21 protein-coding genes are annotated in these 23,049 nt (G+C 66.5%); 10 read left to right on the top strand and 11 right to left on the bottom strand.

Features of this window, described 5'->3' with window-relative positions:
* Window positions 1–36: 36 nt before the first annotated feature.
* From eutC to QZM35_RS30675, 4 genes are all read right to left on the bottom strand, one after another.
* A complete protein-coding gene (gene eutC / locus QZM35_RS30690) occupies window positions 37–831 on the bottom strand; it encodes an ethanolamine ammonia-lyase subunit EutC (protein WP_089424175.1) in 795 nt (264 codons plus the stop codon).
* Entirely contained in the window at window positions 828–2,225 is a 1,398-nt protein-coding gene (locus tag QZM35_RS30685; protein ID WP_089471894.1) for an ethanolamine ammonia-lyase subunit EutB, read from the bottom strand. Before QZM35_RS30685 ends, eutC begins: the two co-directional genes overlap by 4 nt.
* Window positions 2,226–2,314: 89 nt before the next feature.
* Window positions 2,315–3,727 (bottom strand): ethanolamine permease, encoded by a 1,413-nt coding sequence (eat, locus tag QZM35_RS30680; protein WP_039351387.1) that lies wholly within the window; start codon window positions 3,725–3,727, stop codon window positions 2,315–2,317.
* Window positions 3,728–4,051: 324 nt separating this feature from the next.
* Entirely contained in the window at window positions 4,052–5,515 is a 1,464-nt protein-coding gene (locus QZM35_RS30675) for a mechanosensitive ion channel (RefSeq protein ID WP_089424173.1), read from the bottom strand.
* Window positions 5,516–5,792: 277 nt separating this feature from the next.
* Here QZM35_RS30675 and QZM35_RS30670 point away from each other — a divergent pair, with 277 nt between their 5' ends.
* Window positions 5,793–6,671, top strand: a complete 879-nt coding sequence (locus QZM35_RS30670; protein ID WP_089424172.1) for a GyrI-like domain-containing protein — start codon at window positions 5,793–5,795, stop codon at window positions 6,669–6,671.
* 85 nt (window positions 6,672–6,756) lie between these two features.
* On the opposite strand, the gene QZM35_RS30665 is transcribed toward QZM35_RS30670, so the two are convergent.
* Both QZM35_RS30665 and QZM35_RS30660 read right to left on the bottom strand, forming a co-directional pair.
* Window positions 6,757–7,116, bottom strand: coding sequence for a zinc ribbon domain-containing protein (locus QZM35_RS30665; protein WP_174974747.1), 360 nt, complete (start codon window positions 7,114–7,116; stop codon window positions 6,757–6,759).
* 10 nt (window positions 7,117–7,126) lie between these two features.
* Entirely contained in the window at window positions 7,127–9,760 is a 2,634-nt protein-coding gene (locus QZM35_RS30660; protein WP_367620800.1) for a heavy metal translocating P-type ATPase, read from the bottom strand.
* An 80-nt stretch (window positions 9,761–9,840) separates the two neighbouring features.
* On the opposite strand from QZM35_RS30660, the gene cadR reads away from it, so the two are divergent.
* Together cadR and QZM35_RS30645 are read left to right on the top strand one after the other, a co-directional pair.
* A complete protein-coding gene (gene cadR, locus QZM35_RS30650; protein WP_011350541.1) occupies window positions 9,841–10,272 on the top strand; it encodes a Cd(II)/Pb(II)-responsive transcriptional regulator in 432 nt (143 codons plus the stop codon).
* 68 nt (window positions 10,273–10,340) lie between these two features.
* Window positions 10,341–10,913, top strand: coding sequence for a PadR family transcriptional regulator (locus QZM35_RS30645; RefSeq protein ID WP_089424169.1), 573 nt, complete (start codon window positions 10,341–10,343; stop codon window positions 10,911–10,913).
* Between the two features lie 45 nt (window positions 10,914–10,958).
* Here the strand turns inward: QZM35_RS30645 and QZM35_RS30640 are convergent, their stop codons facing one another.
* The 4 genes from QZM35_RS30640 to QZM35_RS30625 form a co-directional block, all read right to left on the bottom strand.
* On the bottom strand, window positions 10,959–12,389 hold the full coding sequence (locus tag QZM35_RS30640) for an FAD-binding oxidoreductase (protein WP_301777404.1): 1,431 nt from the start codon (window positions 12,387–12,389) through the stop codon (window positions 10,959–10,961).
* Window positions 12,390–12,404: 15 nt separating this feature from the next.
* Window positions 12,405–13,193, bottom strand: coding sequence for an ABC transporter substrate-binding protein (locus QZM35_RS30635; protein ID WP_089430414.1), 789 nt, complete (start codon window positions 13,191–13,193; stop codon window positions 12,405–12,407).
* A gap of 57 nt (window positions 13,194–13,250) precedes the next feature.
* Window positions 13,251–14,405: a pyridoxal phosphate-dependent aminotransferase gene (locus QZM35_RS30630; RefSeq protein WP_301777403.1), complete on the bottom strand. Its 1,155-nt coding sequence runs from the start codon at window positions 14,403–14,405 to the stop codon at window positions 13,251–13,253.
* Between the two features lie 210 nt (window positions 14,406–14,615).
* Window positions 14,616–15,284 (bottom strand): TetR/AcrR family transcriptional regulator, encoded by a 669-nt coding sequence (locus QZM35_RS30625; RefSeq protein ID WP_301777402.1) that lies wholly within the window; start codon window positions 15,282–15,284, stop codon window positions 14,616–14,618.
* A gap of 120 nt (window positions 15,285–15,404) precedes the next feature.
* Between QZM35_RS30625 and QZM35_RS30620 the strand changes: the two genes are divergently transcribed.
* From QZM35_RS30620 to QZM35_RS30590, 7 genes are all read left to right on the top strand, one after another.
* Complete coding sequence (locus QZM35_RS30620; protein ID WP_089424164.1) at window positions 15,405–17,057, top strand: acyl-CoA dehydrogenase family protein; 1,653 nt, start codon at window positions 15,405–15,407, stop codon at window positions 17,055–17,057.
* Between the two features lie 57 nt (window positions 17,058–17,114).
* Complete coding sequence (locus QZM35_RS30615; RefSeq protein WP_089430411.1) at window positions 17,115–18,623, top strand: class I adenylate-forming enzyme family protein; 1,509 nt, start codon at window positions 17,115–17,117, stop codon at window positions 18,621–18,623.
* Between the two features lie 172 nt (window positions 18,624–18,795).
* Window positions 18,796–19,455, top strand: a complete 660-nt coding sequence (locus QZM35_RS30610) for a PAAR domain-containing protein (RefSeq protein WP_301777401.1) — start codon at window positions 18,796–18,798, stop codon at window positions 19,453–19,455.
* 10 nt (window positions 19,456–19,465) lie between these two features.
* Window positions 19,466–20,011, top strand: coding sequence for a hypothetical protein (locus QZM35_RS30605; RefSeq protein WP_089424161.1), 546 nt, complete (start codon window positions 19,466–19,468; stop codon window positions 20,009–20,011).
* Window positions 20,012–20,015: 4 nt separating this feature from the next.
* Window positions 20,016–20,741 carry a M35 family metallo-endopeptidase gene (locus QZM35_RS30600; protein ID WP_089424160.1) on the top strand — a complete coding sequence of 242 codons (726 nt, stop codon included), beginning with the start codon at window positions 20,016–20,018 and terminating at the stop codon, window positions 20,739–20,741.
* Window positions 20,742–20,745: 4 nt separating this feature from the next.
* On the top strand, window positions 20,746–21,225 hold the full coding sequence (locus tag QZM35_RS30595; RefSeq protein ID WP_144025151.1) for a hypothetical protein: 480 nt from the start codon (window positions 20,746–20,748) through the stop codon (window positions 21,223–21,225).
* A complete protein-coding gene (locus QZM35_RS30590; RefSeq protein ID WP_301777400.1) occupies window positions 21,222–21,629 on the top strand; it encodes a hypothetical protein in 408 nt (135 codons plus the stop codon). The genes QZM35_RS30595 and QZM35_RS30590 overlap by 4 nt, the downstream gene beginning before the upstream one ends.
* 225 nt (window positions 21,630–21,854) lie before the next feature.
* Here QZM35_RS30590 and QZM35_RS30585 read toward each other — a convergent pair whose 3' ends face one another.
* Window positions 21,855–22,994 (bottom strand): branched-chain amino acid ABC transporter substrate-binding protein, encoded by a 1,140-nt coding sequence (locus tag QZM35_RS30585; RefSeq protein ID WP_089424158.1) that lies wholly within the window; start codon window positions 22,992–22,994, stop codon window positions 21,855–21,857.
* Window positions 22,995–23,049: the final 55 nt, after the last annotated feature.

The raw sequence follows: 23,049 nt of genomic DNA, 5'->3' as shown, positions 1-23,049 counted from the left end.
GAACACCGCCACGCGGCGGCCCGCGCATGGCCCTTTTCACTCCGCCCCGATCCGCTCCGCCTCCGCCTGCGGCAGCAACGCATCACTGTCGTCCTTCAACCCGACGCCCGTCAGCCCGAGCCGTCGCGCGTGCGTCATCAGGTAATGCAGCTTGTGCGCGGCCCCCGCGTACGGCAGCCCTTCAGGCCGCACGTTCGAGATGCAGTTGCGCAATGCGTCGTGGCAGCCGACCTTCGGCGCCCACGTCAGGTACACGCCGAGGCTGTCCGGCGAGCTGAGCCCCGGCCGTTCGCCGATCAGCATCGCGACCACCTTCGCGCGCAGCAATTCGCCGATCTCGTCGCCGAGCGCGACGCGCGCCTGCGTCGCGACAACCACCGGGCCGATCCGCCAGCCATCGGCATCGAGCCGCGGCCGCACGGCCTGCAGCAACGGCAGCGCCTGCTTCGCGGCTGCAAACGCCGACAGCCCGTCGCCGACCACGAACACGACGTCGGGCCCGTCGCCCGTCACCGCGTCGCCGTGCGCCGCCAGCAGCGCGCGCCCGTCATCCGACAGCTTGCGGCCGAGGTCGGGCCGGCGCAGGTAATGCTGGCGATCGGGCGCGGCACTCTGCACGCCGAGCGTCGCGAAGCCGGCCGCGTCGAGCTCGCGCCGCAGCGCGTCCGCGTCGAGCGGCTGGTGCACCGCGTCGCGCGCCTGCGCATGCGACAGGTTGAACGCAAGCAGCGGCGCGGTCGGCAGGCTGTTGCCCGCGCGGCCGAGCGCGATCCGCGCGTTGGTGAACGACTTCAGCTGCGCCCACGGGTTCTTTTCGACGGCGTCGCTCATGCCGAAATCCCCATCCAGTCGTTCGCACCCGCGAGCAGCGGCACGCGCGACGTCGCCGCGCGCAACGCACCGTGCGCGTCGGCGATCTCCATCGTCTCCAGCCACTCCTCGAATTCCGGCGCGCGGCGCAGGCCCAGCACCTCGCGCACGTACAGCTGGTCGTGGAACGACGTGCTCTGGTAGTTCAGCATCACGTCGTCCGCGCCCGGAATCCCCATGATGAAGTTGATGCCGGCCGCACCGAGCAGCGTCAGCAGCGTATCCATGTCGTCCGAGTCGGCTTCCGCGTGGTTCGTGTAGCAGATGTCGCAGCCCATCGGCACGCCGAGCAGCTTCCCGCAGAAGTGATCCTCGAGCCCCGCACGGATGATCTGCTTGCCGTCGTACAGGTATTCCGGCCCGATGAAGCCGACCACCGTGTTCACGAGGAACGGCTCGAACTTGCGCGCCACCGCGTACGCGCGCACTTCGCAGGTCTGCTGATCGACGCCGAAGTGCGCGTTCGCCGACAGCGCACTGCCTTGCCCCGTCTCGAAGTACATCAGGTTGTTGCCGACGGTGCCGCGCTTGAGCGACAACGCGGCCTCGCGCGCCTCGCCGAGCAGCGCGAGCGAGATCCCGAAGCTCGCGTTCGCCTTCTCGGTGCCCGCGATCGACTGGAACACGAGATCGACCGGCGCGCCCTTCTCGACCGCCGCGATCGTGTTGGTCACGTGCGTGAGCACGCACGACTGCGTCGGCACGCCGTAGCGTTCGCGGAAGCCGTCGATCATCGCGAGCAGCTTCACGATCGCCGCGAGGCTGTCGGTGGCCGGGTTGATGCCGATCATCGCGTCGCCGCAGCCGTACATCAGCCCGTCGAGCATCGAGGCGGCGATGCCCTTCACGTCGTCGGTCGGGTGGTTCGGCTGCAGCCGCACCGACATCCGGCCCGGCAGCCCGACCGTGTTGCGAAAGCGCGTGACCACGCGGCGCTTCCGCGCCGCCGCGATCAGGTCCTGGTTGCGCATCAACTTCGACACCGCCGCGACCATCTCGGGCGTGAGGCCCGGCGCGATCCGTTCGAGCGCCGCGCCGTCGGCGGCCGGCGACAGCAGCCAGTTGCGGAACTCGCCGACGGTGAGGTGCGAGATTTCCGCGAAGGCAGCCGCATCGTGATCGTCGACGATGAGGCGCGTGACCTCGTCGTCTTCATACGGGATCACCGCTTCGTTCAGGAATGCCTTCAGCGGCACGCCCGCGAGCGCGATCTTCGCGGCGACGCGCTCCTCCTCGCTCGCCGCCGCGACACCGGCGAGCTGGTCGCCGGAACGCAGCGGGCTCGCCTTCGCGAGCAGCGTCTTCAGGTCCGCGAAACGGTACGTGCGCGAACCGATCGTCTCCGTATAGGACATCTGCGAATCTCCTTGCCAAAAACCGACGGCGCGCCCGTTCGACGGGGCGCGCCGGATGCCGTCAGGAACGGCCGTTCACCTGCACCTGCTCACTCCTCCAGCAGCACGTCGCCCGGCGCACTCGCACGCTGCGAACGCGTCGCGAGGAAGTACGCGTAGCCGAACGCGAGGAAGCCGAGGAACACCAGCGCGACCAGCCCGTTGAAGTAAATCATCGTGCCGAGACAGACGAGCGCGGCCAGGATCGCGAACGCCGGGAAGATCGGGTACAGCGGCGCGCGGAACGGCCGCGCCATGTTCGGCTGCGAGCGGCGCAGCTTGAACAGCGACGCCATGCTCACGATATACATCACGATCGCACCGAATACCGACATCGTCACGATATTCGCGGTCAGCGTCTGCCCGCCGAACTGGATCAGCTCGTCGCTGTAGATCGCCGCGATGCCGACCACGCCGCCCGCGAGAATCGCGCGATGGGGCGTCTTGAAGCGCGGATGCACCTTCCCGAGCCATTCCGGCAGGTAGCCTTCGCGGGCCAGCGCGAAGATCTGGCGCGAATAGCCGAGGATGATCCCGTGGAACGACGCGACCAGCCCGAACAACCCGAGCCACACGAGCATGTGCATCCAGCCGCTGTTCGCGCCGACGATGTACTTCATGGCCTGCGGTAGCGGATCGTTGATGTTCGCGAGCTTGGTCCAGTCGCCCGCGCCGCCGGCGAACACCATCACGCCGATCGCCAGTGCAACGAGGGTCAGGATCCCGGCCACGTACGCGATCGGGATCGAGCGCTTCGGGTTCTTCGCTTCCTCGGCGGCCATCGCGACGCCTTCGATCGCGAGGAAGAACCAGATCGCGAACGGGATCGCCGCGAACATCCCGTGGAACGCGCCCACGCTGAAATGATCGGCGCCCGACCAGCCGCCTTTCATGAAGTTGCTCCACGCGAAGCCCGGCGACACGACGCCCATGAACACCAGCAGCTCGAAGATCGCGAGCAGCGTGACGACCAGCTCGAAGGTCGCCGCGATCTGCACGCCGACGATGTTCAGCGCCATGAACACGAGATACGCGCCCATTGCCGCATGCTTGGGCTCGAGGCCCGGGAACTGCACGTGCAGGTACGCGCCGATCGCGAGTGCGATCGCGGGCGGTGCAAACACGAACTCGACGAGTGTCGCCGCACCGGCGAGATAGCCGCCGGTCGGGCCGAACGCCCGGCGCGCATACGCGAACGGGCCGCCCGCATGCGGGATCGACGTCGTCAGCTCGGTGAAACTGAAAATGAAGGTGGTGTACATCGCCGCGACGAACAACGCGGTGACGACGAAGCCCAGCGTGCCGGCGCTCGCCCAGCCGTAGCTCCAGCCGAAGTACTCGCCGGAAATCACGAGGCCGACCGCGATGCCCCACAGTTGCCAGGTCCCGAGCGTCTGCTGCAGCGCGGGCTGGCCGGACGACTTGGCGCCGGCGGCGGGCCGGCCATTCGACTCTGCTTTCATCGGACTCTCTCCTCAAAGGCGCCGTGCCTGCCGGCCTGCGCGACTGAGAATCGATGCTAGAGAGTCATTAAACGACGTGTTATCGAAATTCGGCAAAGATCGCGGCTGACATTTCGCTTGCGGAAATGCCGACACGGAACGCGTGACGAAGCCGACACGCCGCAGGCGGCACAGCGACAGCCTTCGCCGAACGCCGACAGCCGGGCGCTGGCGGCGCCGCCCGAGCGGACGCTGTCGCGTGGCGTTCCCGCCCGACCGGATACATACGCGGCCGCAACACCGTCCGGCCATGCAGCGCGGCCGGACGGAGGCGCGACGGTGGTGTTACTGGCCGCCGCCGCGCTGGTTGAACCAGCGGTCGAGCAGCTTGCCGGCCGCTTCGCGGCCGCCGAGGCCGAACGACAGCGCCACCGCCACCGCGATCGCGCCGAGCACGAGGCCAAAGGCAAGCTGGACGATCTCGTTCGCGATGCCCATCGCGCGCAGCCCCATCGCGAACACGAGGCCCAGGATCGCGAACTGCGCGATGCGCGCGAACAGCACGCTGTGCTCGCGGTCGGCCTGCTCGATCACGCGGCGCGCGAGGCCCGCGAGCCACACACCGATCACGAGGATCACGCCGCCCATCAGCACGTGGCCGCCGAATTCGATGAACAGCGTGACGACGTCGCGCACCTGCGAGAAGCCGAGCCGGTTCGCGGCTTCGACCGACGCGAACAGCATCGCGAAGAACACGATCAGCCGCGCGACCAGCACCGACGGCTGCAGGATCCCCGAGAACACGCGCTCGACGCCGAGCACGGCCGGCAGCCCGTCGGCGCCCGCGGCCTCCAGCAGCTTCTGCGCGAGCGACGCGACGAAGCGCGCGAAGTAGAACGTCACGAGCACGATCACGATCGCCGCGACGATGTCCGGCACCGCGCCGAGGAACTGGTTCAGCATGTTGGTGGCCGGCACCGAGATCGCGTCGATCTTCAGCGCGTCGAGCGCGGAGATCAGTGTCGGCACGAACACGAACACGTAGACGATCGTGCCAATCAGGCTCGACACGCGCACGGGCGTCGGGCTGTCGAGGCGCTGCGTAAGGCGGTCGGCGCCGGCGGCGACGAGCAGGTTCGTCACGAGGCCGCGCAGCACGCGCGCGACGATCCAGCCGACGATGCCGATCACCGCGGCCGCGAAAATGTTCGGCACGATCGCGAGCAGCTTGTCGACCATCCCCTGCACCGGCGACAGCAGCCCCGACAGCGCGAACGACGCGAGGATCGCCGGCAGGAACATCAGGATCACGAGCCAGAACAGCACGTCGCCGAGATAGCCGGTCATCGGCTGCATACCGGCGCCTTCGGACAGCTTGTCGTCGATCTTGCTCGCCTTCAGCGCGCGGTTCGCGAGGCTGCGCAGCAGCGACGCGATGAGCCACGCGATCAGCGTCAGCGCCGCGCCGCCGATCAGGTTCGGCAGGTAGTTGACGATGTGGGTGACGAGCAGCGAGAACGGGTTGGACACCGCATACAGGTTGAGCACGTTGAAGATGCCCACCGCGGTGACGAGCAGCACGAGCCAGAACAGGCCGCCCGCGATGATGCGCTCGACGCAGGCGCCCTGGCCGGTGCTTTCGTTGATCCGCTGATCGACCTTCAGCGCACTGAGCAGGCGCATCGCGCCGGCCCGCACGACGACGGCGATCAGCCAGCCGATCACCAGGATGCCGATCGCGCCGGCGATCTTTGGCAGATACCCCCCTAGCGTGGTCTGCAGCGACGTGATGAAGCTGGAAGCATCCATTTCTTCTTCTCCCGAAAACGTGGTGTTGCGATTGAACATCGACGAACTACCTGCGTACTTCGAAAAACGTGCTGCCCCGACGGAGCAACTTACCCGAGAAAAATGACGCGATCACCCGATTTCACCGTCTTTAACTTTAGTCATAGATCGCAGGGGGGCAAGACCCCATTTCGCCAAAATAAAATGGGGCTCGACTCGTTGGCCTCCTACGCATTTCCGCAAGATTTATCAAATCGGGCCGTGCTACCGTGACGTCGGTTCCTGCCCTGACACGCCGATGACCATCGAAACGAAACCCGACCCGCCCGCCTGGCTTCGCTATGCGGCGAGCGTGGCGCGCGTGCACGAGTACATCCGCGCACACCTCGACGGCCCGCTCGACCTGAACCGGCTCGCCGAAGTTGCGTGCCTGTCGCCGTATCACTGGCAGCGTGTCTATCGCGCGCTGTATGGCGAGTCGATCGTGCTGACGGTGCGGCGGATGCGGATCGTGCGCGCGTCCGAGGATCTCGTGTGCACGGCGCGGCCGATCGACGAAATCGCGCGGCGCGCGGGCTACGGTTCGACGCATGCGTTCGCGCGGGCGTTTCGCGACGCCTACGGCGTGCCGCCCGTGCAGCACCGTCGCACGGGCAGCCACCGGCCCATCTATCCGTTACAGCGAGGAGAAGCAGACATGTTCAAGCATGAAGTCGAGATTCGGCGGCTACCGGAATTACACGGCTATGCGGTGGCGCACACCGGGTCGTACTTGAAGGTCGGCGACGCGTTCGCCCGGATCGGTGCGTGGGCCGGTCCGCGTGGGCTGATCGGCCCGGGCGCGAAGATGATCGGGATTTTTTACGACGATCCGGACACGACGCCCGAAGCGCAGTTGCGCGCAAAAGCGTGCTTCATGCCGGCCGACGGTGCGCCTGACATCGAACCCGCGCCGCCGGTGGAGCGTGCGACGGTCGCGGGCGGCGAATATGCGGTGCTGCTGCATACGGGGCCGTATGCAGACCTGAAGACGGCCTACCAGTGGCTCTACGGCGACTGGCTGCGTCACTCGGGCCGTGAAGCCGCCGATGCGCCGCCGTTCGAGCTGTACCTCAATACGCCGATGGATGCCGCGCCGGCCGACCTGCGCACCGAGATTTACCTGCCGCTGCGCTGATCGAACGGCCTGCGCGGCGGCCCTGAAACGAAGCGCGCCGGCCGGCGTTCACACACCGCCGGCGCGAATGCGCGGACCAACCGGCTTACGCAGCCTGCGTCCCGCACCCGGGGCAAAACCGCGCGTCGTCCGCCAGCGCCGAGTGGCAGCGGCTGCAGGACTTGCCGCGTTGCGCGGCACCGCACTGCGCGCAGAAGCGCGCATCCGCCGCATTGAGTGCGCCGCAGCCCGCACAGGCGAGCTGAGTCAGCGGCACGTTGCCGCCGGCCTGCCCGCTTCGACTGTCGGCCGGCGCCTGCCAGCCCCAGCCGTGGCGATCGCGGCCGCGCGCATCGTGGCCGCCGTGCCCGTCCCGGCGCTGCCCGCCGTGATGCCCGCCACCGTGGCCGCTATTGTTGCCGTGCCCGCCGCCATGGCCACCCAGGATTCGTTTCAGAAAGCTCATCGCCCGCTCCTCAACGCTTGGCCTGCGCGCCGCCGAACGCCCCAGAGGACGACAGCAGCCGCAAACCGTTGGCCACGACGATCAGGCTTGCGCCCGCGTCGGCGAAGACCGCCATCCACATCGTGCCGAGCCCCGCGACCGTGAGGCCGAGGAACACGATCTTCACGCCGAGCGCGAAGCCGATGTTCTGCACCAGGACGCGATGCGTCGCACGCGACAGCCGCACGAACGCGGGGATCTTGCGCAGGTCGTCGTCCATCAGCGCGACGTCGGCCGTCTCGATCGCCGTGTCGGTGCCCATCGCGCCCATCGCGAAGCCGATGTCGGCGCGCGCGAGCGCCGGCGCGTCGTTGATCCCGTCGCCGACCATCCCGACCGCGCCCGCGCCGCCGGCCGACAGTTCCTCGACTGCCGCGAGCTTGTCTTCCGGCAACTGGTTGCCGCGTGCGTCGTCGATGCCGGCCTGCTGCGCGATCGCCTGCGCGGTATACGGGTTGTCGCCGGTCAGCATCGCGGTGCGGATGCCGAGCGCATGCAGATCCGCGATCGCTTCACGGCTCGTCTCCTTGATCGTGTCGGCCACCGCGAAGATGCCGAGCACACGCGCTTCGTCGACCAGCACCACGACGCTCTTGCCCTGCCGCTCGAGCGCATCGAGCTTCGCTTCGAGGGCCGTCGAGCAGCGCTCGAGTTCCTCGACGAGCCGGTGGTTGCCGAGCCAGTAGCGCGTGCCGTCGATCGTGCCGCGCACGCCGCGCCCGACGATCGCTTCGAAGTCCTGTACATCGGCGAATGCCGTCGTGCCGCCGTCGCGGGCAGCCGTTGCGATCGCCTGCGACACCGGGTGATCGGAGCGCGCCGCGAGGCTCGCGCCGAGGTGCCGCACGCGTGCCTCGTCGGCGTCGGTCGCGTGCAGGTCGAAGTCGGTCTGCACCGGCTTGCCGTGCGTGATCGTGCCGGTCTTGTCGAGCGCGAGCCACGCGAGCTGGCGCCCTTCTTCCAGGTACACGCCGCCCTTCACGAGAATCCCGCGTCGTGCGGCGGCCGCGAGCCCCGACACGATCGTCACCGGCGTCGAGATCACCAGTGCGCACGGGCATGCGATCACGAGCAGCACCAGCGCGCGGTAGATCCAGTCGTGCCACGCACCGCCCATCACGAGCGGCGGCGCCACTGCGACCAGCAGCGCGACCGCGAACACGATCGGCGTGTAGACGCGTGCGAACTGGTCGACGAAGCGCTGCGTCGGCGCCTTCGCGCCTTGCGCTTCTTCAACTGCGTGGATGATCCGCGCGAGCGTCGAGTTGGCCGCGACGGCCGTCACGCGATAGTCGAACGAACCCGATTCGTTGATCGTGCCCGCGTACACGGCGTCGCCGGTCGTCTTTTCGACGGGCAGGCTCTCGCCGGTGATCGGCGCCTGGTTCACCGTCGAGCGGCCCGCGACGACTTCGCCGTCCAGCCCGATCCGCTCGCCCGGCTTCACGCGCACGACTGCGCCGAGTGCCACCTGCGCGGCCTCGATCGTGCGCCACGCCCCGTCGGCGTCCTGCACGGTCGCGGTGTCCGGCGCGAGCTGCATCAGGCCCTGGATCGCATTGCGTGCCCGGTCGAGCGACTTCGCTTCGATCAGCTCGGCGATCGTGAAGAGCACCATCACCATCGCGGCTTCCGGCCACTGACCGATCGCCATCGCCCCCGTCACCGCGATGCTCATCAGCGCGTTGATGTTCAGGTTGCCGTTGCGGATCGCGATCCAGCCCTTCTTGTACGTGGTGAGCCCGCATGCGAGCACCGCCGCCAGCGCAAGCGCCGCCGCGAGCCACACGGGCAGGCCGGCCCAGGTCGCGCCTTCGGACGCGATCGCGGCGACACCGGCGAGCGCCAGCGGCCACCACGGCTTCGGGGGTGCGTCAGCGACGCGCGCGGCCGGTGCGCCGGGCGCTGCCGCCTCGGGCGTCATCCCGAGCGAGCGGATCGCGCTTTCGATCGCCGGCTGGGCGTCCGGCACGTGCTCGACCGTCAGCATCCGCTGCATCAGGTTGAATTCGAGCGCCGACACTTCGCTCATCCCGCCGAGCTTCTTGCGGATCAGCGTTTCCTCGGTCGGGCAGTCCATTTGCATGATCCGGAATGCGGAGCGCACGTGACCCGACGCGGTCGCCTGCGCGACCGGCAGCGGCGCGAGCGTCAGCGCGGCGGGCGCGCAGCAATCGCCGGCCGCGTGGTCGTGGTCGTGGTCGTGGTCGTGGTCGTGGTCGTGGTCGTGGTCGTGACCGGCATGGTCGTGCGCGGCGCTGCCGTGTGCACAGGCGGCGCCATGGACATGCCCGTCGCCGTGCTCGTGTGCATGCTCAGGACCGTGGTCGTGGTCGTGTTCCTCGCCGCTGCCGTGGCTGCAACCGGCGCCGTTGACGTGACCCTCTTCACGACCCGCGTGCCCGTGATCATGTTCATGATCGTGGCGGCGCGCATGCGGCTGCGCGCCGCGCGCTGCAGCGACCTCACCGTGCGCGTGCTCGCCGGCCACCGGCGCCGCATCGGCGACGGTGGCCGTATCCGTATCGTGCGCGTCGGCGCAGCACGGGGCGGCGCCGCCGGCATGACGGTGTCGTGGGTCGTGGGTACGCTGGGCGTCGGTCATGACAACCTCCTCAATGGCTAACGGTGTAGAGTTAACACCCTGAAGCCACTACAAGGTCAACCCTTGCACGGGAGAAAGGTATGAAGATCGGCGAACTGGCCAAAGCGGCCCGCTGCACACCCGAGACGATCCGTTTCTACGAGAAAGAGGGTCTGATGCCGGATGCGGAGCGCACCGACTCGAACTACCGCAACTACACCGACGTGCACGTCGAACGGCTGCGCTTCATCCGCAACTGCCGCGCGCTCGACATGGCGCACGACGAAATCCGCGCGCTGCTGCAGCTCACCGACACGCCGGCCGATCCTTGCGATTCGATCAACTCACTGCTCGACGAGCACATCGGGCACGTCGATGCGCGCCTCGCGGAACTTACACATCTACGCGACCAGCTCACCGAATTGCGCCGCCAGTGCGTCGGCGAGCATTCGGTCGAAGATTGCGGCATCGTGCACGGTCTCGCGACGATGGAAACCGTCGCCCCGGCCGCGAAGCGCTCGCACCTCGGCTGAAACCCTTGTGAAATATGATAGTCTGGTTGAGAATAGTTATATTCTTACTAGATATTGAATAACTATTCATGTCCACCAGCCGCCCGTCCCCGCTCGCGCTGGCCGTCCTCGCGACGCTCACCGAAACGCCGATGCATCCCTACGGGATGCTGCAGCAACTGAAGGCACGCGGATACGACGAAGTCGTCAACGTGCGCCAGCGCACCAGCCTCTACCAGACGATCGACCGGCTGCTGCGCGACGGGCTGATCGCCGTGCATGACACCGAGCGCGACGGCGCGTTTCCGGAGCGCACGCTGTATGCGCTGACCGAGGCCGGCCACACGGCGGGGCAGGCGTGGCTGCATGCGCTGCTCGCGGAACCCGCGCGTGAATTCCCGGCGTTCGGCGCCGGTCTCGCGTTCCTGCCGCTGCTCGATGCCGAAGACGCCCGCCACCAGCTCGAGCTTCGGATCACACGGCTCGACGCGGAGCGCGAACGCCTCGAAACGCTGCGCGCCACCGCGCAGGCCGACCAGGTGCCGCGCCTGTTCCTGCTGCAGAACGAGCATGCGCTCGTCCTGCTCAATGCCGAACTCGACTGGGCGCGCAGCGTCGTCGAGCACCTGAAGATCGGTGCGCTGCGTTGGGTGGACGGCTGACGCGTCACGCAGGCCGATTCGCGCCGGCAACGTGCGTCGCCCCGATCAAAGCACCTTGCCGGGATTCAGGATGCCGAGCGGATCCAGCGCGGCCTTCAGGCGTCGCATCAATCCGATTTCCGCGTCGCTGCGCGTATGCGCGAGATAGGGGCGCTTGAGCACGCCGATCCCGTGCTCGGCCGACACCGAGCCGCCCATGTCCCGCACCACCGCGTACACGCAGTGATCGAGCGCATCGAGGTCCGTGTCGGTCATCCCGGCCAGCGACACGCCGATATGCACGTTGCCGTCGCCGACATGGCCGAAGAACAGGCACGTGACGTCCGGCCAGCGCGCCCGCAACGCCGCCTCGCAGCGCTCGGCGAACGCGCCGAGTTCGCCCGTGGGCAGGCTCACGTCGAAGTTGACGAGTTGCGGCAGCGCGTCGATCGCGAGTCCTTCGCGCAGTGTCCACAAATCGCGCGCCTGCCGCTCCGACGTCGCGAGCACCGCATCCTCCACGAGCCCTGCATCGAACCCCGCCGCGAGGCCGGTTTCCAGCGCCTGGTGCGCATCGCCGCCCGGCGCGCTCGTCGCGCATTCGATCAGGACCGCGAAGCCATCGTCGCCGACAAACGGCGCCGAAACGCCCGGCGTATGGCGCGCGACGTAGTCGTAGAACGCCGGCCACATCGCCTCGAAACTGACGACCTCCGGCAACATGCGCACGCGGTTCCACAGCGCGACCACCGCGTCGTAGTCGCGCACGCGGCAAAGCGCCGTGGCCGGCGCGGCCAGCAGCGGATGCAGCCGCAGCACCGCACGCGTGACGACGCCGAGCGTCCCTTCGCTGCCGATGAACAGCTGCTTGAGGTCGTAACCCGCATTGTTCTTCAGCATCCGGTTCATCGACGACACGACCGTGCCGTCCGCGAGCACCGCCTCGAGCCCGAGCACCTGCTCGCGCATCATCCCGTAGCGGATCGCGCGCGTGCCGCCCGCGTTGGTCGCGAGCATGCCGCCGATCTGGCATGAGCCGCGTGCGCCGAGATCGACGCCGAACGTGAAACCCGCCGCTTCCGCAGCTTCCTGCACCGTCTGCAGCGGCGTTCCGGCGTGTACCGTCATCGTGCCGGCGGCCGCGTCGAGCGCCTCGATGCCCGCGAAGCGCTCCATCGACAGCACCACCTCGCCGCCGAGCGCGACCGCGCCGCGCGCGAGTCCCGTCAAACCGCCCTGCGGCACGACCGGCTGGCCGAGCCGCGCGCACAGCGCGAGCGTGCGCGACACGTCGTCGACACTGCGCGGTCGCACCAGCGCGCGCGGCCGCACGCCGGCCGGCTCGTTGTACGCGGTGAAGTAACGCGGATCGATGTCCGCCGAGCGCGTGACGAGCGCATCGCCCAGTTCGGCGACGAGCACGGCTTCGACCGCATCACCCGGCAACGATGCGCCGCCCTGTTCGCCACCCGCGGCGGCCGTGTCCCGGTTCTGCATCGCGCGCGGCTCCGCTTACTTCGCCGAGATGTCGATATCGCCGAAATACTTCAGGCCGAGCGACTTCACCGTGCCGTCCGCCTTCAGCTTGTCGATCGCCGCATCGAGTTTCGCCTTCAGCGCGCTGTCGCCTTTACGCAGCCCGAATGCGATGCCATTGCCGAGAATCTTGTCGTCGCGCACGGGCTGGCCGACGAACGAGAAGCCCTTGCCGTCCGGACGCGACAGGAAGCCGCGCTGGCCGGACGGTGCGAGCACGAGCGTCGCGTCGAGACGGCCGGCCACGAGGTCCGCGTATGCCTGGTTCTGGTCCTGGTACGCGACGACCGCGACGCCCGCCGGCTCCCAGTGCGCCTTCGCGAAGGTTTCCTGGATCGACGCCTGCAGCACGCCGACGCGCTTGCCCTTCAGCGATTCCGGCGTCGGCAGCAGGCCGCTGCCGGTGCGGGCGATCAGCTGGGTCGGCACGCGATAGATGATCGTCGTGAAATCGATCGCCTGGCGCCGCTGCTCGGTCGCGTTCATCGCCGAGTTGATCGCGTCGAACTTGCGGCCCTGCAGCGCGGGAATCAGGCCGTCGAACGACGTCTCGACCCATTTGCACGACAGCTTCGCCGTCTGGCAGACGGCATTGCCGACGTCGATGTCGAAGCCCTGCAGGTCGCCGTTCGGCGCTTTCGATTCGAACGGGGGGTATTGCGCTTCGAGGCCGAAGCGCAGCGTCTGCGCATCGGCGAGCGCCGCGCCCGAGCCGATGGCGCACGCGAGTGCGAACGCGAGTTTCAGGGTGGCCGTGTGCTTCATCGTGATCTCCTTTGTCTGGTCGGTGCGACGCTCCCGTCGCCGGTTGACGTACGGGCCTTACAGCGAACGCAGCCGCCGCGCGCCTTCGACCAGCGTCGCGTCGTCCTTCGAAAAACTGAGCCGGATCACGCCGGCGTCGGTGCCGTCGGTATAGAACGCCGACAGCGGAATCGTCGCGACGCGTGCATCGCGGATCAGGCGCAGCACGAAATCGCTGTCGCTTTCGTCCGAGAAGTGCCGGAAGCGCGCGAGCATGAAGAACGAGCCTTCGCTCGGCAGCAGCTCGAAACGCGAATCGGCCAGCTCGCGCGCGAGCAGGTCGCGCTTGGCCTGGTAGAACGCCGACAGGCCAAGATAGCTGTCCGGCCGCGCGAGGATCTCCGCGAACGCGACCTGCATCGGCGTGTCGGCCGCGAACACCATGAACTGGTGCACCTTGCGGATCTCGTCCATCAGCTCGGCCGGCGCGAGGCAATAGCCGACCCGCCAGCCCGTCACGTGGAACGACTTGCCGAACGACGACACGATCACGCTGCGCTCGGCCAGCTCGCGATGGCGCGCCATGCTCTGGTGCTGCGCGCCGTCGAACACGACGTGCTCGTAGACCTCGTCGGACAGGATCACGATGCCGGTATCGCGCGTGAGCTGCGCGAGCCGTTCGAGATCGTCGGCCGAAAACACCGTCGCGGTCGGGTTGTGCGGCGTGTTGACGATGATCATCCGCGTGCGCGGGTTGATCGCCGCGGCGACTTCGTCCCAGTTCACGCGGAAATGCTCGGGCGACAGTTTGATCGCCACCGGCGTCGCGCCCTGCAGCCGCACGATCGGCGCATAGCTGTCGAACGACGGCTCGAAGTAGATCACCTCGTCGCCCGGATGCACGAGCGCGCTGATGGCCGCGTAGAGCCCTTCGCTCGCGCTGGCGATCACCGTGATTTCCGTGGCCGGGTCGTAGTGTGGGCCGTACAGCGCCTCGGTCTTTTCGGCGAGCCGCTCGCGCAGCGCCATGACGCCGACCATCGGCGCGTACTGGTTGTGCCCGTCGCGCATCGCGCGCGCAACGCTTTCGACGAGCGCCGGATCGGGCGCGAAATTCGGCGCCCCCTGCGACAGGTTCAACGCATCGTGCCGGGCAGCCAGTTGGCCGATCACCGTGAAGATCGTCGTCCCGACGTCGGGCAGTTTCGAACGGGGCGCGGTCGCGCTTCGCATGACTCCTCCTTCTGATGTCCTTCGGGCGGCCGCGCGCGACACGCGCGGCCTGCATCTGTCGCACGATTTAGCCCGAGCCAATATCGGTGGACAATCGAAAGTTCGTCATGGCGGCCATGCATTTTTCTCATGGCTCGCGCAGAGGGGTATGCAGCGGCAAGGCTAGCCTGCCGGGCCGACATGCGAATCAGGCATTTCCCCTAGGGTCTGTTACCGGCCGGCCGCCGCCAGATAGGCGAGCAGCACGGCCCGCAGTTCGTCGCGCAGCGCGGCGATGTCGAACGCGGGCCCGAGCGTCAGCAACGCCTGCGAAAGCCCGCCGTAGCAGATCGTGTGCGCCATCCGCGCGAGCCCGTCGAGCCGCGCGGCCGGCGGCGGATCGGCCGCGTGCGCGAGCGCGTCACGCCACAGCGCGACGTAAGCGTCGTAATGCCGACGGTAGGCGGTGAGCGGCGACACCTGCCGTTCCAGCGCGAAGAGCGCGCCCCACAGCGCCGCGTCGGCGCCGATCGCGTCGACCTGCAGGTCGACGAGCGCGGCGGCCAGTTCGGCCCGCGGCGCGCCGTGCAGTCGCGCGATGGCGTCGCGCAGCCGGTCGGCCATCGCCTGTACGTGCCGGTGGATGCAGAGCGCCGCGAGGCTCTGCTTGTCGCCGAAGTATTCGTAGAAGGTGCCGATGCTCACACCCGCGACCGACGCGATCTCGCGGATCGTCGCCTTCGCGTAGCCGCGTTCGAGCAAAAGCTGAACGAACGCCTGCTGCAGCGCGTCGGAACTCGCCTGTGCGCGCGACTGGCGCGGCCGGCGGCGCAAGGCGGGTGCGGGTTGCGCCGCCGGCTGGCCGGGCGGCGCCGGAACCTGAACATGTCGCGGCGGCATATTTGCTACTCTGGGAATCAGCAGGGAATGCGTTTTACCGGGGGCCGGAGCCGGCGCCGAAGCGTCATCCGTGCGGCATGACGCCGGCCGCCCGCGCAGCATGAGACCGGAGACACCTCGATGACCGAATCGACTCACGCCGTCACGAACCAGTTCGACGAACTGGTCGACTATAACCTCTTCGCGACGGACATCGCGCTGCGCGACGCGCTCGCCCGCGCGGGCGCCGACTGGGCCGTGCCGCAGCTCGACGCCTACGGCGCGCGGCTCGGCAGCGCCGACACCGCGCGCCTCGCCGACGAAGCGAACCACCACACGCCGGAACTGCACACCTTCGACCGGCGCGGCCGGCGCATCGACCGCGTCGACTTCCACCCGGCGTGGCACACGCTGCTCGGCCAGTACCGCCACGAAGGCTTCGTGTCGCTCGCGTTCCGCGACACGCGTCGCGGCCGCTGGGCCGCGACCGCGGCCGGCTTCTACCTGCATGGCCAGATCGAGGCCGGCACGCTGTGCCCGGCGACGATGACGCAGGCCGCGATTCCCGTGCTGCAGAAGGAGCCCGCGCTGTGGGACCTGCTGCGCGACAAGCTCTACAGCAACGACTACGATCCGCGCGACGTGCCGGTCGCCGACAAGCGTTCGATCTGGTTCGGCATGGGCATGACCGAGAAACAGGGCGGCTCCGACGTGCGCGCGAACACGACGCTCGCGACCGCCGTCGGCGCGGGCGGCCGCGGCGGCGAATACCGGCTGCGCGGCCACAAGTGGTTTTTCTCGGCGCCGATGTGCGACGCGCACCTCGTCGTCGCGCGCACCGAAGCCGGCAGCCCGTCGTGCTTCTACGTGCCGCGCTGGCGGCCGGACGGCACGAAGAACGCGGTCGAGATCCAGCGGCTGAAGGACAAGGTCGGCAACCGCAGCAACTCGAGCAGCGAGATCGAGCTGAACGACGCGTGGGGCATCATGCTCGGCGACGAAGGCCGCGGCATTCCGACCATCATCGAGATGGCCACCACCACGCGGCTGAACTGCGTGCTCGGCAGCGCGGCGATGCTGCGCCAGGGCGTCGTGCAGGCGATCGCGTACACGCGCCAGCGCCATGCGTTCGGCCGCGCGCTCGCCGAGCAGCCGCTGATGCGCACCGTGCTCGCCGATCTCGCGCTCGAGAGCGAAGCCGCGCTGTCGCTGTCGATGCGTCTCGCCGACGCGTTCGAGCGCGACGACTCGCCGCGCGAACGCGCATGGAAGCGGATCGTCACGCCCGCGGCGAAATTCTGGGTGTGCAAGCGCGCGGTCGAGTTGACCGGCGAGGTGATGGAAGTGTTCGGCGGCAACGGCTACGTCGACGACGGCCCGATCGCGCGGCTGTTCCGCGAGGCGCCCGTCAACTCGATCTGGGAAGGCTCGGGCAACGTGATGTGCCTCGACGTGCTGCGCGCGATATCGCGCGAGCCCGACGCAGCCGCCGCGCTGTTCGCCGAACTCGCCGACCTCGGTGCGGGCGAACCGCGCATCCGCACGGCGCTCGATGCGCTACGCGCGATGCTCGCGGCGCCGGCCGACACGCTCGAGGCGTCGGGCCGCGTGTTCGCGCAGCGGCTCGCGGTGGTCGCGCAGGCGTGCCTGCTGCGCCGCGATGCGCCGGCGGCCGTGGCCGACGCATTCGTCGCGACGCGGCTCGCCGCGCCCGACTGGGGCCGCATCGCGGGCGGCTTCGATCCGCACGCGATCGACGTCGCCGCGCTGCTGCAGCGCGCGTACCCGGCCTGATGCCCTTTGGATAGCTTGGTAAGGCCCAGCGCCTTCGTTCGCCCGCCCGGAGTCACGATGAACCTCGTCGCCGCCCTCGACCGCGCCGCCCGTGCGACGCCCGACCAGCCGTTCCTCGTCAGCGAATCCGCGACGATCACCTATGCCGCCGCGCGCGAGCGCTCGCACCGCGCGGCGGCCGTGCTGAGCGCGCTCGGCGTCGCGGCCGGCGACCGCGTCGCCGCGATGTGCTTCAACACACCGTCTTTCGTCGACCTGATGTTCGGCGCGTGGCGGCTCGGCGCGACGTTCGTGCCGGTCAACCACAAGCTGCAGGCGCCGGAAGTCGACTACGTGCTCGAACACAGCCGCAGCAAGGCGCTGCTGTTCGACGTGGCGCTCGCGCCGGTGGTCGAACGCCTCGTGCATCCCGCGCGGCGGCTCGTGACCGAAGGCGAACTCGACGGCGTGCCGTGCTTCGACACGCTGTGCGCGACGATGGACGGCCTCGCGGGCATCGAGCCCGCCGACGGCGACATCGCGCAGATCCTCTATACGTCCGGCACGACCGGCCACCCGAAAGGCTGCGTGCACAGCCACCGCACCGTGACGCTCGCGGCGATGCAGGCGGCGCTCGCGACCGGCATCGGCCGCCACGAGCGCACGTTGATGGCGATGCCGATCTGGCATTCGTCGCCGCTCAACAACTGGTTCGGCGGCACGCTGTATGCGGGCGGCACCGTCGTGCTGCTGCGCGAATACCATCCGCTGCGGTTCCTGCAGGCCGTCGAGCGCGAGCGCGTGACGCTGTATTTCGGCGCGCCGGTGTCGTACCTGCTGCCGCTCGACACGATCGACGGCTTCGCGGCGTTCGACCTGTCGAGCGTGCGCGCGTGGCTGTACGGCGGCGGCCCGATCGGCCCCGCGCAGGCCGAACGTCTCACGCGTGCGTATCGCAGCAACGCGTTCTTCCAGGTGTATGGCATGACGGAAGCCGGCCCGGCCGGCACCACGTTGTATCCGGACGAGCAGATCGCGAAGGCCGGTTCGATCGGCCGCACCGGCGGCCCGGGCGTCGACCTGCGCGTCGTGCGGATGGACGGCCTCGACGCGCAGCCGGGCGAGACCGGCGAGATCTGGCTGAAGACCGACAGCATGATGCTCGGCTATCTCGACGATGCGGCCGCGACGCGCGCCGCGTTCGCGCCGGACGGCTGGTATCGCACCGGCGACATCGCGCGGATCGATCAGGACGGCTACCTGTTCATCGTCGACCGGCTGAAGGACATGATCGTGACGGGCGGCGAGAACGTCTATTCGAAGGAAGTGGAGGACGTGCTCGGCGCGCATCCGGACATCGCCGAGGCGGCCGTCGTCGGCGTCCCGCATCCCGACTGGGGCGAGACGGTCGTCGCGCACGTGGTGCTGCGCGCGGGCAGCGTGCCTGACGCGGATGCACTGCGCGCGTTCTGCGGCGAGCGGCTGGCCGCGTACAAGATCCCGCGCGAATTCACGTTCGCGCAGGCGCTGCCGCGCACGCCCACGGGCAAGCTGCAGAAGTTCCTGCTGCGGGTGCGCAGGGACTGAGTATCCGCGATTGAGCTAGCGGATTCGCGCACGCGCGGTCAATGCAACAGGCAGAACGGAACAAGTAATAGAAGTTACCAGCTCTGAATCATATTCGTCCGATTGATCGACGTTTCTTATCTGGAATAGCGTCTCTAGGCAGCCATTCCATTTACTGAGACAGGGAAGCCGGATGAAAAACGAACCCAAAGGACCGACCCATCTTTTCGCCACCGTTGGCGCACTCACGGAACGCGGTGGACGCGTCACCACCGCAACCAGCGGCCTGACATTGGCCGGATTGGAAGTCGCCTGCGTCGGCGATGTAGTGACCTACGACGACGGTAGCGAGGCCGCGATTATCGACGGCGCGGGAAACAACCATAGCGGAGGCAAGCCATTCGCGTTAGTGGGCAGCCGGTTGAGCAACGGCGACCGCATTACCGAAACGCTGCGCACTTCGTGGGGCATTCACGCAGGGGATGGGCGATGCGTTTCGGGCCTGTTCGATCCGACCTATGTGCCGCCACCCGCACCGCCTGCCTACAGACTGGCGGTACGTGGCGCGACAACAGCGCGCGGCGGTGCATTACGCGAACCGTCCGGCACATGGGAAGTAGCGCCGCACTTGGGCAAAGCTGCCACGGTGGGCGACCTGATCCTCTATCCCGACGGCTCAACCGCGCGCGTTACGACCTGTCTGGGTTTGGCCGACCGGGCCGACTTCGCGCCGCTCGCCTTCGTTGGCAGCGAACTCGATAACGGCGACACGATCACCGATAGTCCCGAGCGACAAGGCGTGGCGTCGTCCGTTGTATTTGGCATCGTCACCCGCTCGTCCATGCCCCGCTGAGGTAGCGCTCATGATCCGCTACTTTCTTGCCAAAGGCGACCGCGCCGGGGAAGCGGTCATTGTCGAAGGCCTCGACCGCGTGACCTGTTCCAATCCGCCGCCGATGGTTCATATCGCCACGCTGGATATGAAGACCTACTGTTCGGCCTGTAAGCGTGAAGGGTATATCGCACCGCAAGGGCCGCGCTGGCCAGGCACCGGCCCGAACGGCAAACAGTGGGCATTGAGCGGGGATATCAATGTCTGCGGATGCAACCCACCGCCGATCTTCTACGCTGAGCGCGGCATGCGGATGACTTTTACTGCGGGCGAAATTTTGACGCTGGATGGGCGCAAACCTGGTGCAGCCCATCTGCCGTTTGCCTCATCGGATGCCGTACATGACGAGCAATTTACCTTGCTCGATGATGCACACCGCCCGCTCGCCAACGTTCGCTATCGAATCATCACCGACACCGGGCAGATCTTCGCAGGCATCACGGACGCGGCCGGGCAAACAGATCGAATTGCCACCGACGCCGCAGCATCTCTGAAAATCTATACGAAGGGGCATTGACGCGATGAGCGGTTTTTCGGGAAATAAATACGACTTCGAAGCTCAGGAAAACGAAGAATGGGTCCTCGTCCATTCGGGGGCCGTCACCAACACCAATCCGGGGTCCATGGTCTATATATCAATCAACACGATGCCAATTTGCCCCAACATGAGTAACAAGGCGTTCAGATCCCTAATAATGCGACTACGGGACACCGCGGTGATCTTAATTGAGGAACGCATATCGGATCTGGCACGATGGGATAAAATTGCCCGAGATAGAGTGCAATTCTGGTTTGGCCGAAGCGACGAAGCGATACGTCAAAAACTCTGTTTCGGCCTCCCCAGGCTCGCTGCGGCTATGTGCGAACTACAGCCCGAGAAGATCATCAGATGGGACGAACAAAGCCAGCGGCAACTTACATGCTCAGTGGCCCCTGATACTGGCGCAAATGACGCGGCTGTATGCAAGCCCGATTCGGCACGTCGAATAATCGCGATTTACCCGCATTTCTGCACTGTCGAGGATGTTTACGTTGCTGGAAACTGCAAATTGAAAATTCTCATTCACGAATGTTCCCATTACATTGACACATTCGATGCGGACGACGTCAACTATGGGTTTGCTCGAGGGATCGGGTATTGGGCACAAGCCCATCCAGAAGGTGCACATAGGAATGCAGACAGCATTGCATGCTACATCGCGCACTTTGATGACATAAGTGAATTCTTAAAAAAGAATATTTGGTGATTGAATGATAAAATTTCTGATTCCCGTTGCCGCGCTTGCTAGTACCGTTTTTATTCAACACGCAAGCGCTTGTACGATATCGGAACACATGCTCGAAAGCGTGCCTCTGAATTATCCCGGCATTCCAAATACATATCGAATAAAGATAGTCGATATGGTTTTGGCTGCGCGGCAATGGCCCGATGTTGAAGTGCAGGCGCAAATCATCGCCAGCGCATATGTCGGCGAACGCAACTCCTTGAATCTGGCAAAGTCAAGAGGTGACCAGCTGAAAGACTTCCTGATACAGCTTGGCATCAAGCCTCAATATATCTATGTTGACACGCACGTCAATCGAATTACATACCCAATCGATAGCACCGGCCATGGAGGATACTTGCAGCTCGGCGTGAGTCTTCTGCCTTTCTGCAAAAATGGATGTGGAAATTTATGCGATGCTCCGGCGTCTCGCCGACAACAAAACTCACCAAATAATAAACTATGAAATTAATTGCTGGCCTATGCGTCGTCGCGTCTAGCCATGCATCTGCGTGTGTCCCAAGCGAAAATTTCGATATCCATTTTCCGAAAAACAGTTCATATGTATCGAATTCTGAAATCGTCCGCACTGCAAACTGGACAGCAAACCAGAAAATCGCCTACGCACGTCACGTAACCAAGGAAACAACGCTGATTAGCGGCCATGCCGAGGAAAGCGAACAGAGCGCACTGCCCCTTGCACAATCGCGAACGCAAACCGCGTATGCGCTGCTGAAGCAATTCGGTTTTCTACGCGGAACCATTAAGACGAGCGCCCGCGTCTATTCGCATGGGTACGTGGATAATGGGCGGCGTGTGGAAATTTCCTTCCTGCCCGATTGCCCCAACAAGTGCTGTGAAGATAAGTAACCTCGCACTGCCGCCAGTCGCATCGATGAGGCATTGACGTACACACGCGGCGCCCCCCTCGGAACATACCCAAACCGTTGAATCATCGCCGGCAAGAGCCGTATGTACTACCTGGCCGTGCACCGCCAAAGAAAAAGCCACCCGGCCCGACGGCCAGGTGGCTTTTTCGCATGATCGACGGGACGGCGACATGCGCCGCCGCCCGTTCGTCACGTCAAAGGCTGCTTACTTCCCGCCGATGCTCTTCAGCGGCTTCCACTCGCCCTTCTCGACCTTGTACATCGTGATGCCGCCGTTCTTCAGGTCGCCCTTCGCGTCATACGCGACGTGCGTCGACGTCACGCCGGCCATGTCGGTCTTCGCGAGCAGCGGCAGGTACTTCGCCGGATCGGTCGAATCGGCCTTCTTCATCGCGTTGAACAGCGCCATCGCGCCGTCGTACGCGTACGGCGAGTACGTCTGCACGTCTTCGCCGAAGCGCTTCTTGTACTTGTCGGCGTACGTCTTGCCGCCCGGCATTTCTTCCAGCGGGAGACCCGCCAGCGAAGCGATCGTGCCGTCGGCCGCGTTGCCCGCGATCTTCAGGAACGTCGGCGTCTTCACCATTTCGCCGCTCATCAGCGGGGCGGTGATGCCGAGCGCCTTCATCTGCTTGACCATCGGTGCCGCCTGCGAATCCGCGCCGCCGTAGTAGACGAGATCCGGCTTCGCCGCCTTCAGCTTGGTCAGGATCGCCTTGAAGTCGACCGCCTTGTCGTTCGTGAATTCACGGTCGACGATCGATGCGCCGCCGGCCTTCGCGGCCTTCTCGAACTGGTCGGCGAGACCCTGGCCGTAGGCCGTGCGGTCGTCGACGATCGCGATCTTCTTCATGCCGAGATCCTTCGACGCGAACGTGCCGGCCACCGAGCCCTGCTGCGTGTCGGACGTCATCATGCGGAAGGTCGTCTTGTAGCCCTGCTGCGTGTATTCCGGTGCGGTCGCCATCGCGATCTGCGGAATGCCCGCGTTCGCGTAGATGCGCGAAGCCGGAATCGTCGTGCCCGAGTTGAAGTGGCCGAGCATGCCCTTGATGCCGTCGTCGACGAGCTTCTGCGCGACCGTCGTGCCGGTGCGCGGGTCAGCCTGGTCGTCCTGCGTGTCGAGCACGAACTTCACCGGCTTGCCGCCGATCTTCGGGCTCGTCGCGTTGAAATCCTCGATCGCGAGCGCGATCCCGTTCTGCATATCCTTGCCGTAGTGCGCCTGCGCGCCCGTCATCGGCCCTGCGTAACCGATCTTCACGTCATCCGCATGGGCCGTCCCCGCCAGCGACATGACCGCGACAAACGTCGCGCCTGCCAGCTTTTTCATCGTGTGTTGCATAGCATCTCCTTGGTACCAGGGTAAATGGAGCGGCTTCGGGATCGCCTTGCCGCTT

Source organism: Burkholderia sp. AU45274 (genome assembly GCF_030482505.1).
Taxonomy (GTDB): domain Bacteria; phylum Pseudomonadota; class Gammaproteobacteria; order Burkholderiales; family Burkholderiaceae; genus Burkholderia.
The sequence above is the reverse complement of the archived record's forward strand: the minus strand, read 5'-3'. Positions and strand labels throughout refer to the sequence as shown.

Coding starts and splice junctions, on each gene's coding strand:
- eutC (WP_089424175.1), bottom strand. CDS start 831: ATGAGCGACGCCGTCGAAAAGAACCCGTGGGCGCAGCTGAAGTCGTTC.
- QZM35_RS30685 (WP_089471894.1), bottom strand. CDS start 2,225: ATGTCCTATACGGAGACGATCGGTTCGCGCACGTACCGTTTCGCGGAC.
- eat (WP_039351387.1), bottom strand. CDS start 3,727: ATGAAAGCAGAGTCGAATGGCCGGCCCGCCGCCGGCGCCAAGTCGTCC.
- QZM35_RS30675 (WP_089424173.1), bottom strand. CDS start 5,515: ATGGATGCTTCCAGCTTCATCACGTCGCTGCAGACCACGCTAGGGGGG.
- QZM35_RS30670 (WP_089424172.1), top strand. CDS start 5,793: ATGACCATCGAAACGAAACCCGACCCGCCCGCCTGGCTTCGCTATGCG.
- QZM35_RS30665 (WP_174974747.1), bottom strand. CDS start 7,116: ATGAGCTTTCTGAAACGAATCCTGGGTGGCCATGGCGGCGGGCACGGC.
- QZM35_RS30660 (WP_367620800.1), bottom strand. CDS start 9,760: ATGACCGACGCCCAGCGTACCCACGACCCACGACACCGTCATGCCGGC.
- cadR (WP_011350541.1), top strand. CDS start 9,841: ATGAAGATCGGCGAACTGGCCAAAGCGGCCCGCTGCACACCCGAGACG.
- QZM35_RS30645 (WP_089424169.1), top strand. CDS start 10,341: ATGTCCACCAGCCGCCCGTCCCCGCTCGCGCTGGCCGTCCTCGCGACG.
- QZM35_RS30640 (WP_301777404.1), bottom strand. CDS start 12,389: ATGCAGAACCGGGACACGGCCGCCGCGGGTGGCGAACAGGGCGGCGCA.
- QZM35_RS30635 (WP_089430414.1), bottom strand. CDS start 13,193: ATGAAGCACACGGCCACCCTGAAACTCGCGTTCGCACTCGCGTGCGCC.
- QZM35_RS30630 (WP_301777403.1), bottom strand. CDS start 14,405: ATGCGAAGCGCGACCGCGCCCCGTTCGAAACTGCCCGACGTCGGGACG.
- QZM35_RS30625 (WP_301777402.1), bottom strand. CDS start 15,284: ATGCCGCCGCGACATGTTCAGGTTCCGGCGCCGCCCGGCCAGCCGGCG.
- QZM35_RS30620 (WP_089424164.1), top strand. CDS start 15,405: ATGACCGAATCGACTCACGCCGTCACGAACCAGTTCGACGAACTGGTC.
- QZM35_RS30615 (WP_089430411.1), top strand. CDS start 17,115: ATGAACCTCGTCGCCGCCCTCGACCGCGCCGCCCGTGCGACGCCCGAC.
- QZM35_RS30610 (WP_301777401.1), top strand. CDS start 18,796: ATGAAAAACGAACCCAAAGGACCGACCCATCTTTTCGCCACCGTTGGC.
- QZM35_RS30605 (WP_089424161.1), top strand. CDS start 19,466: ATGATCCGCTACTTTCTTGCCAAAGGCGACCGCGCCGGGGAAGCGGTC.
- QZM35_RS30600 (WP_089424160.1), top strand. CDS start 20,016: ATGAGCGGTTTTTCGGGAAATAAATACGACTTCGAAGCTCAGGAAAAC.
- QZM35_RS30595 (WP_144025151.1), top strand. CDS start 20,746: ATGATAAAATTTCTGATTCCCGTTGCCGCGCTTGCTAGTACCGTTTTT.
- QZM35_RS30590 (WP_301777400.1), top strand. CDS start 21,222: ATGAAATTAATTGCTGGCCTATGCGTCGTCGCGTCTAGCCATGCATCT.
- QZM35_RS30585 (WP_089424158.1), bottom strand. CDS start 22,994: ATGCAACACACGATGAAAAAGCTGGCAGGCGCGACGTTTGTCGCGGTC.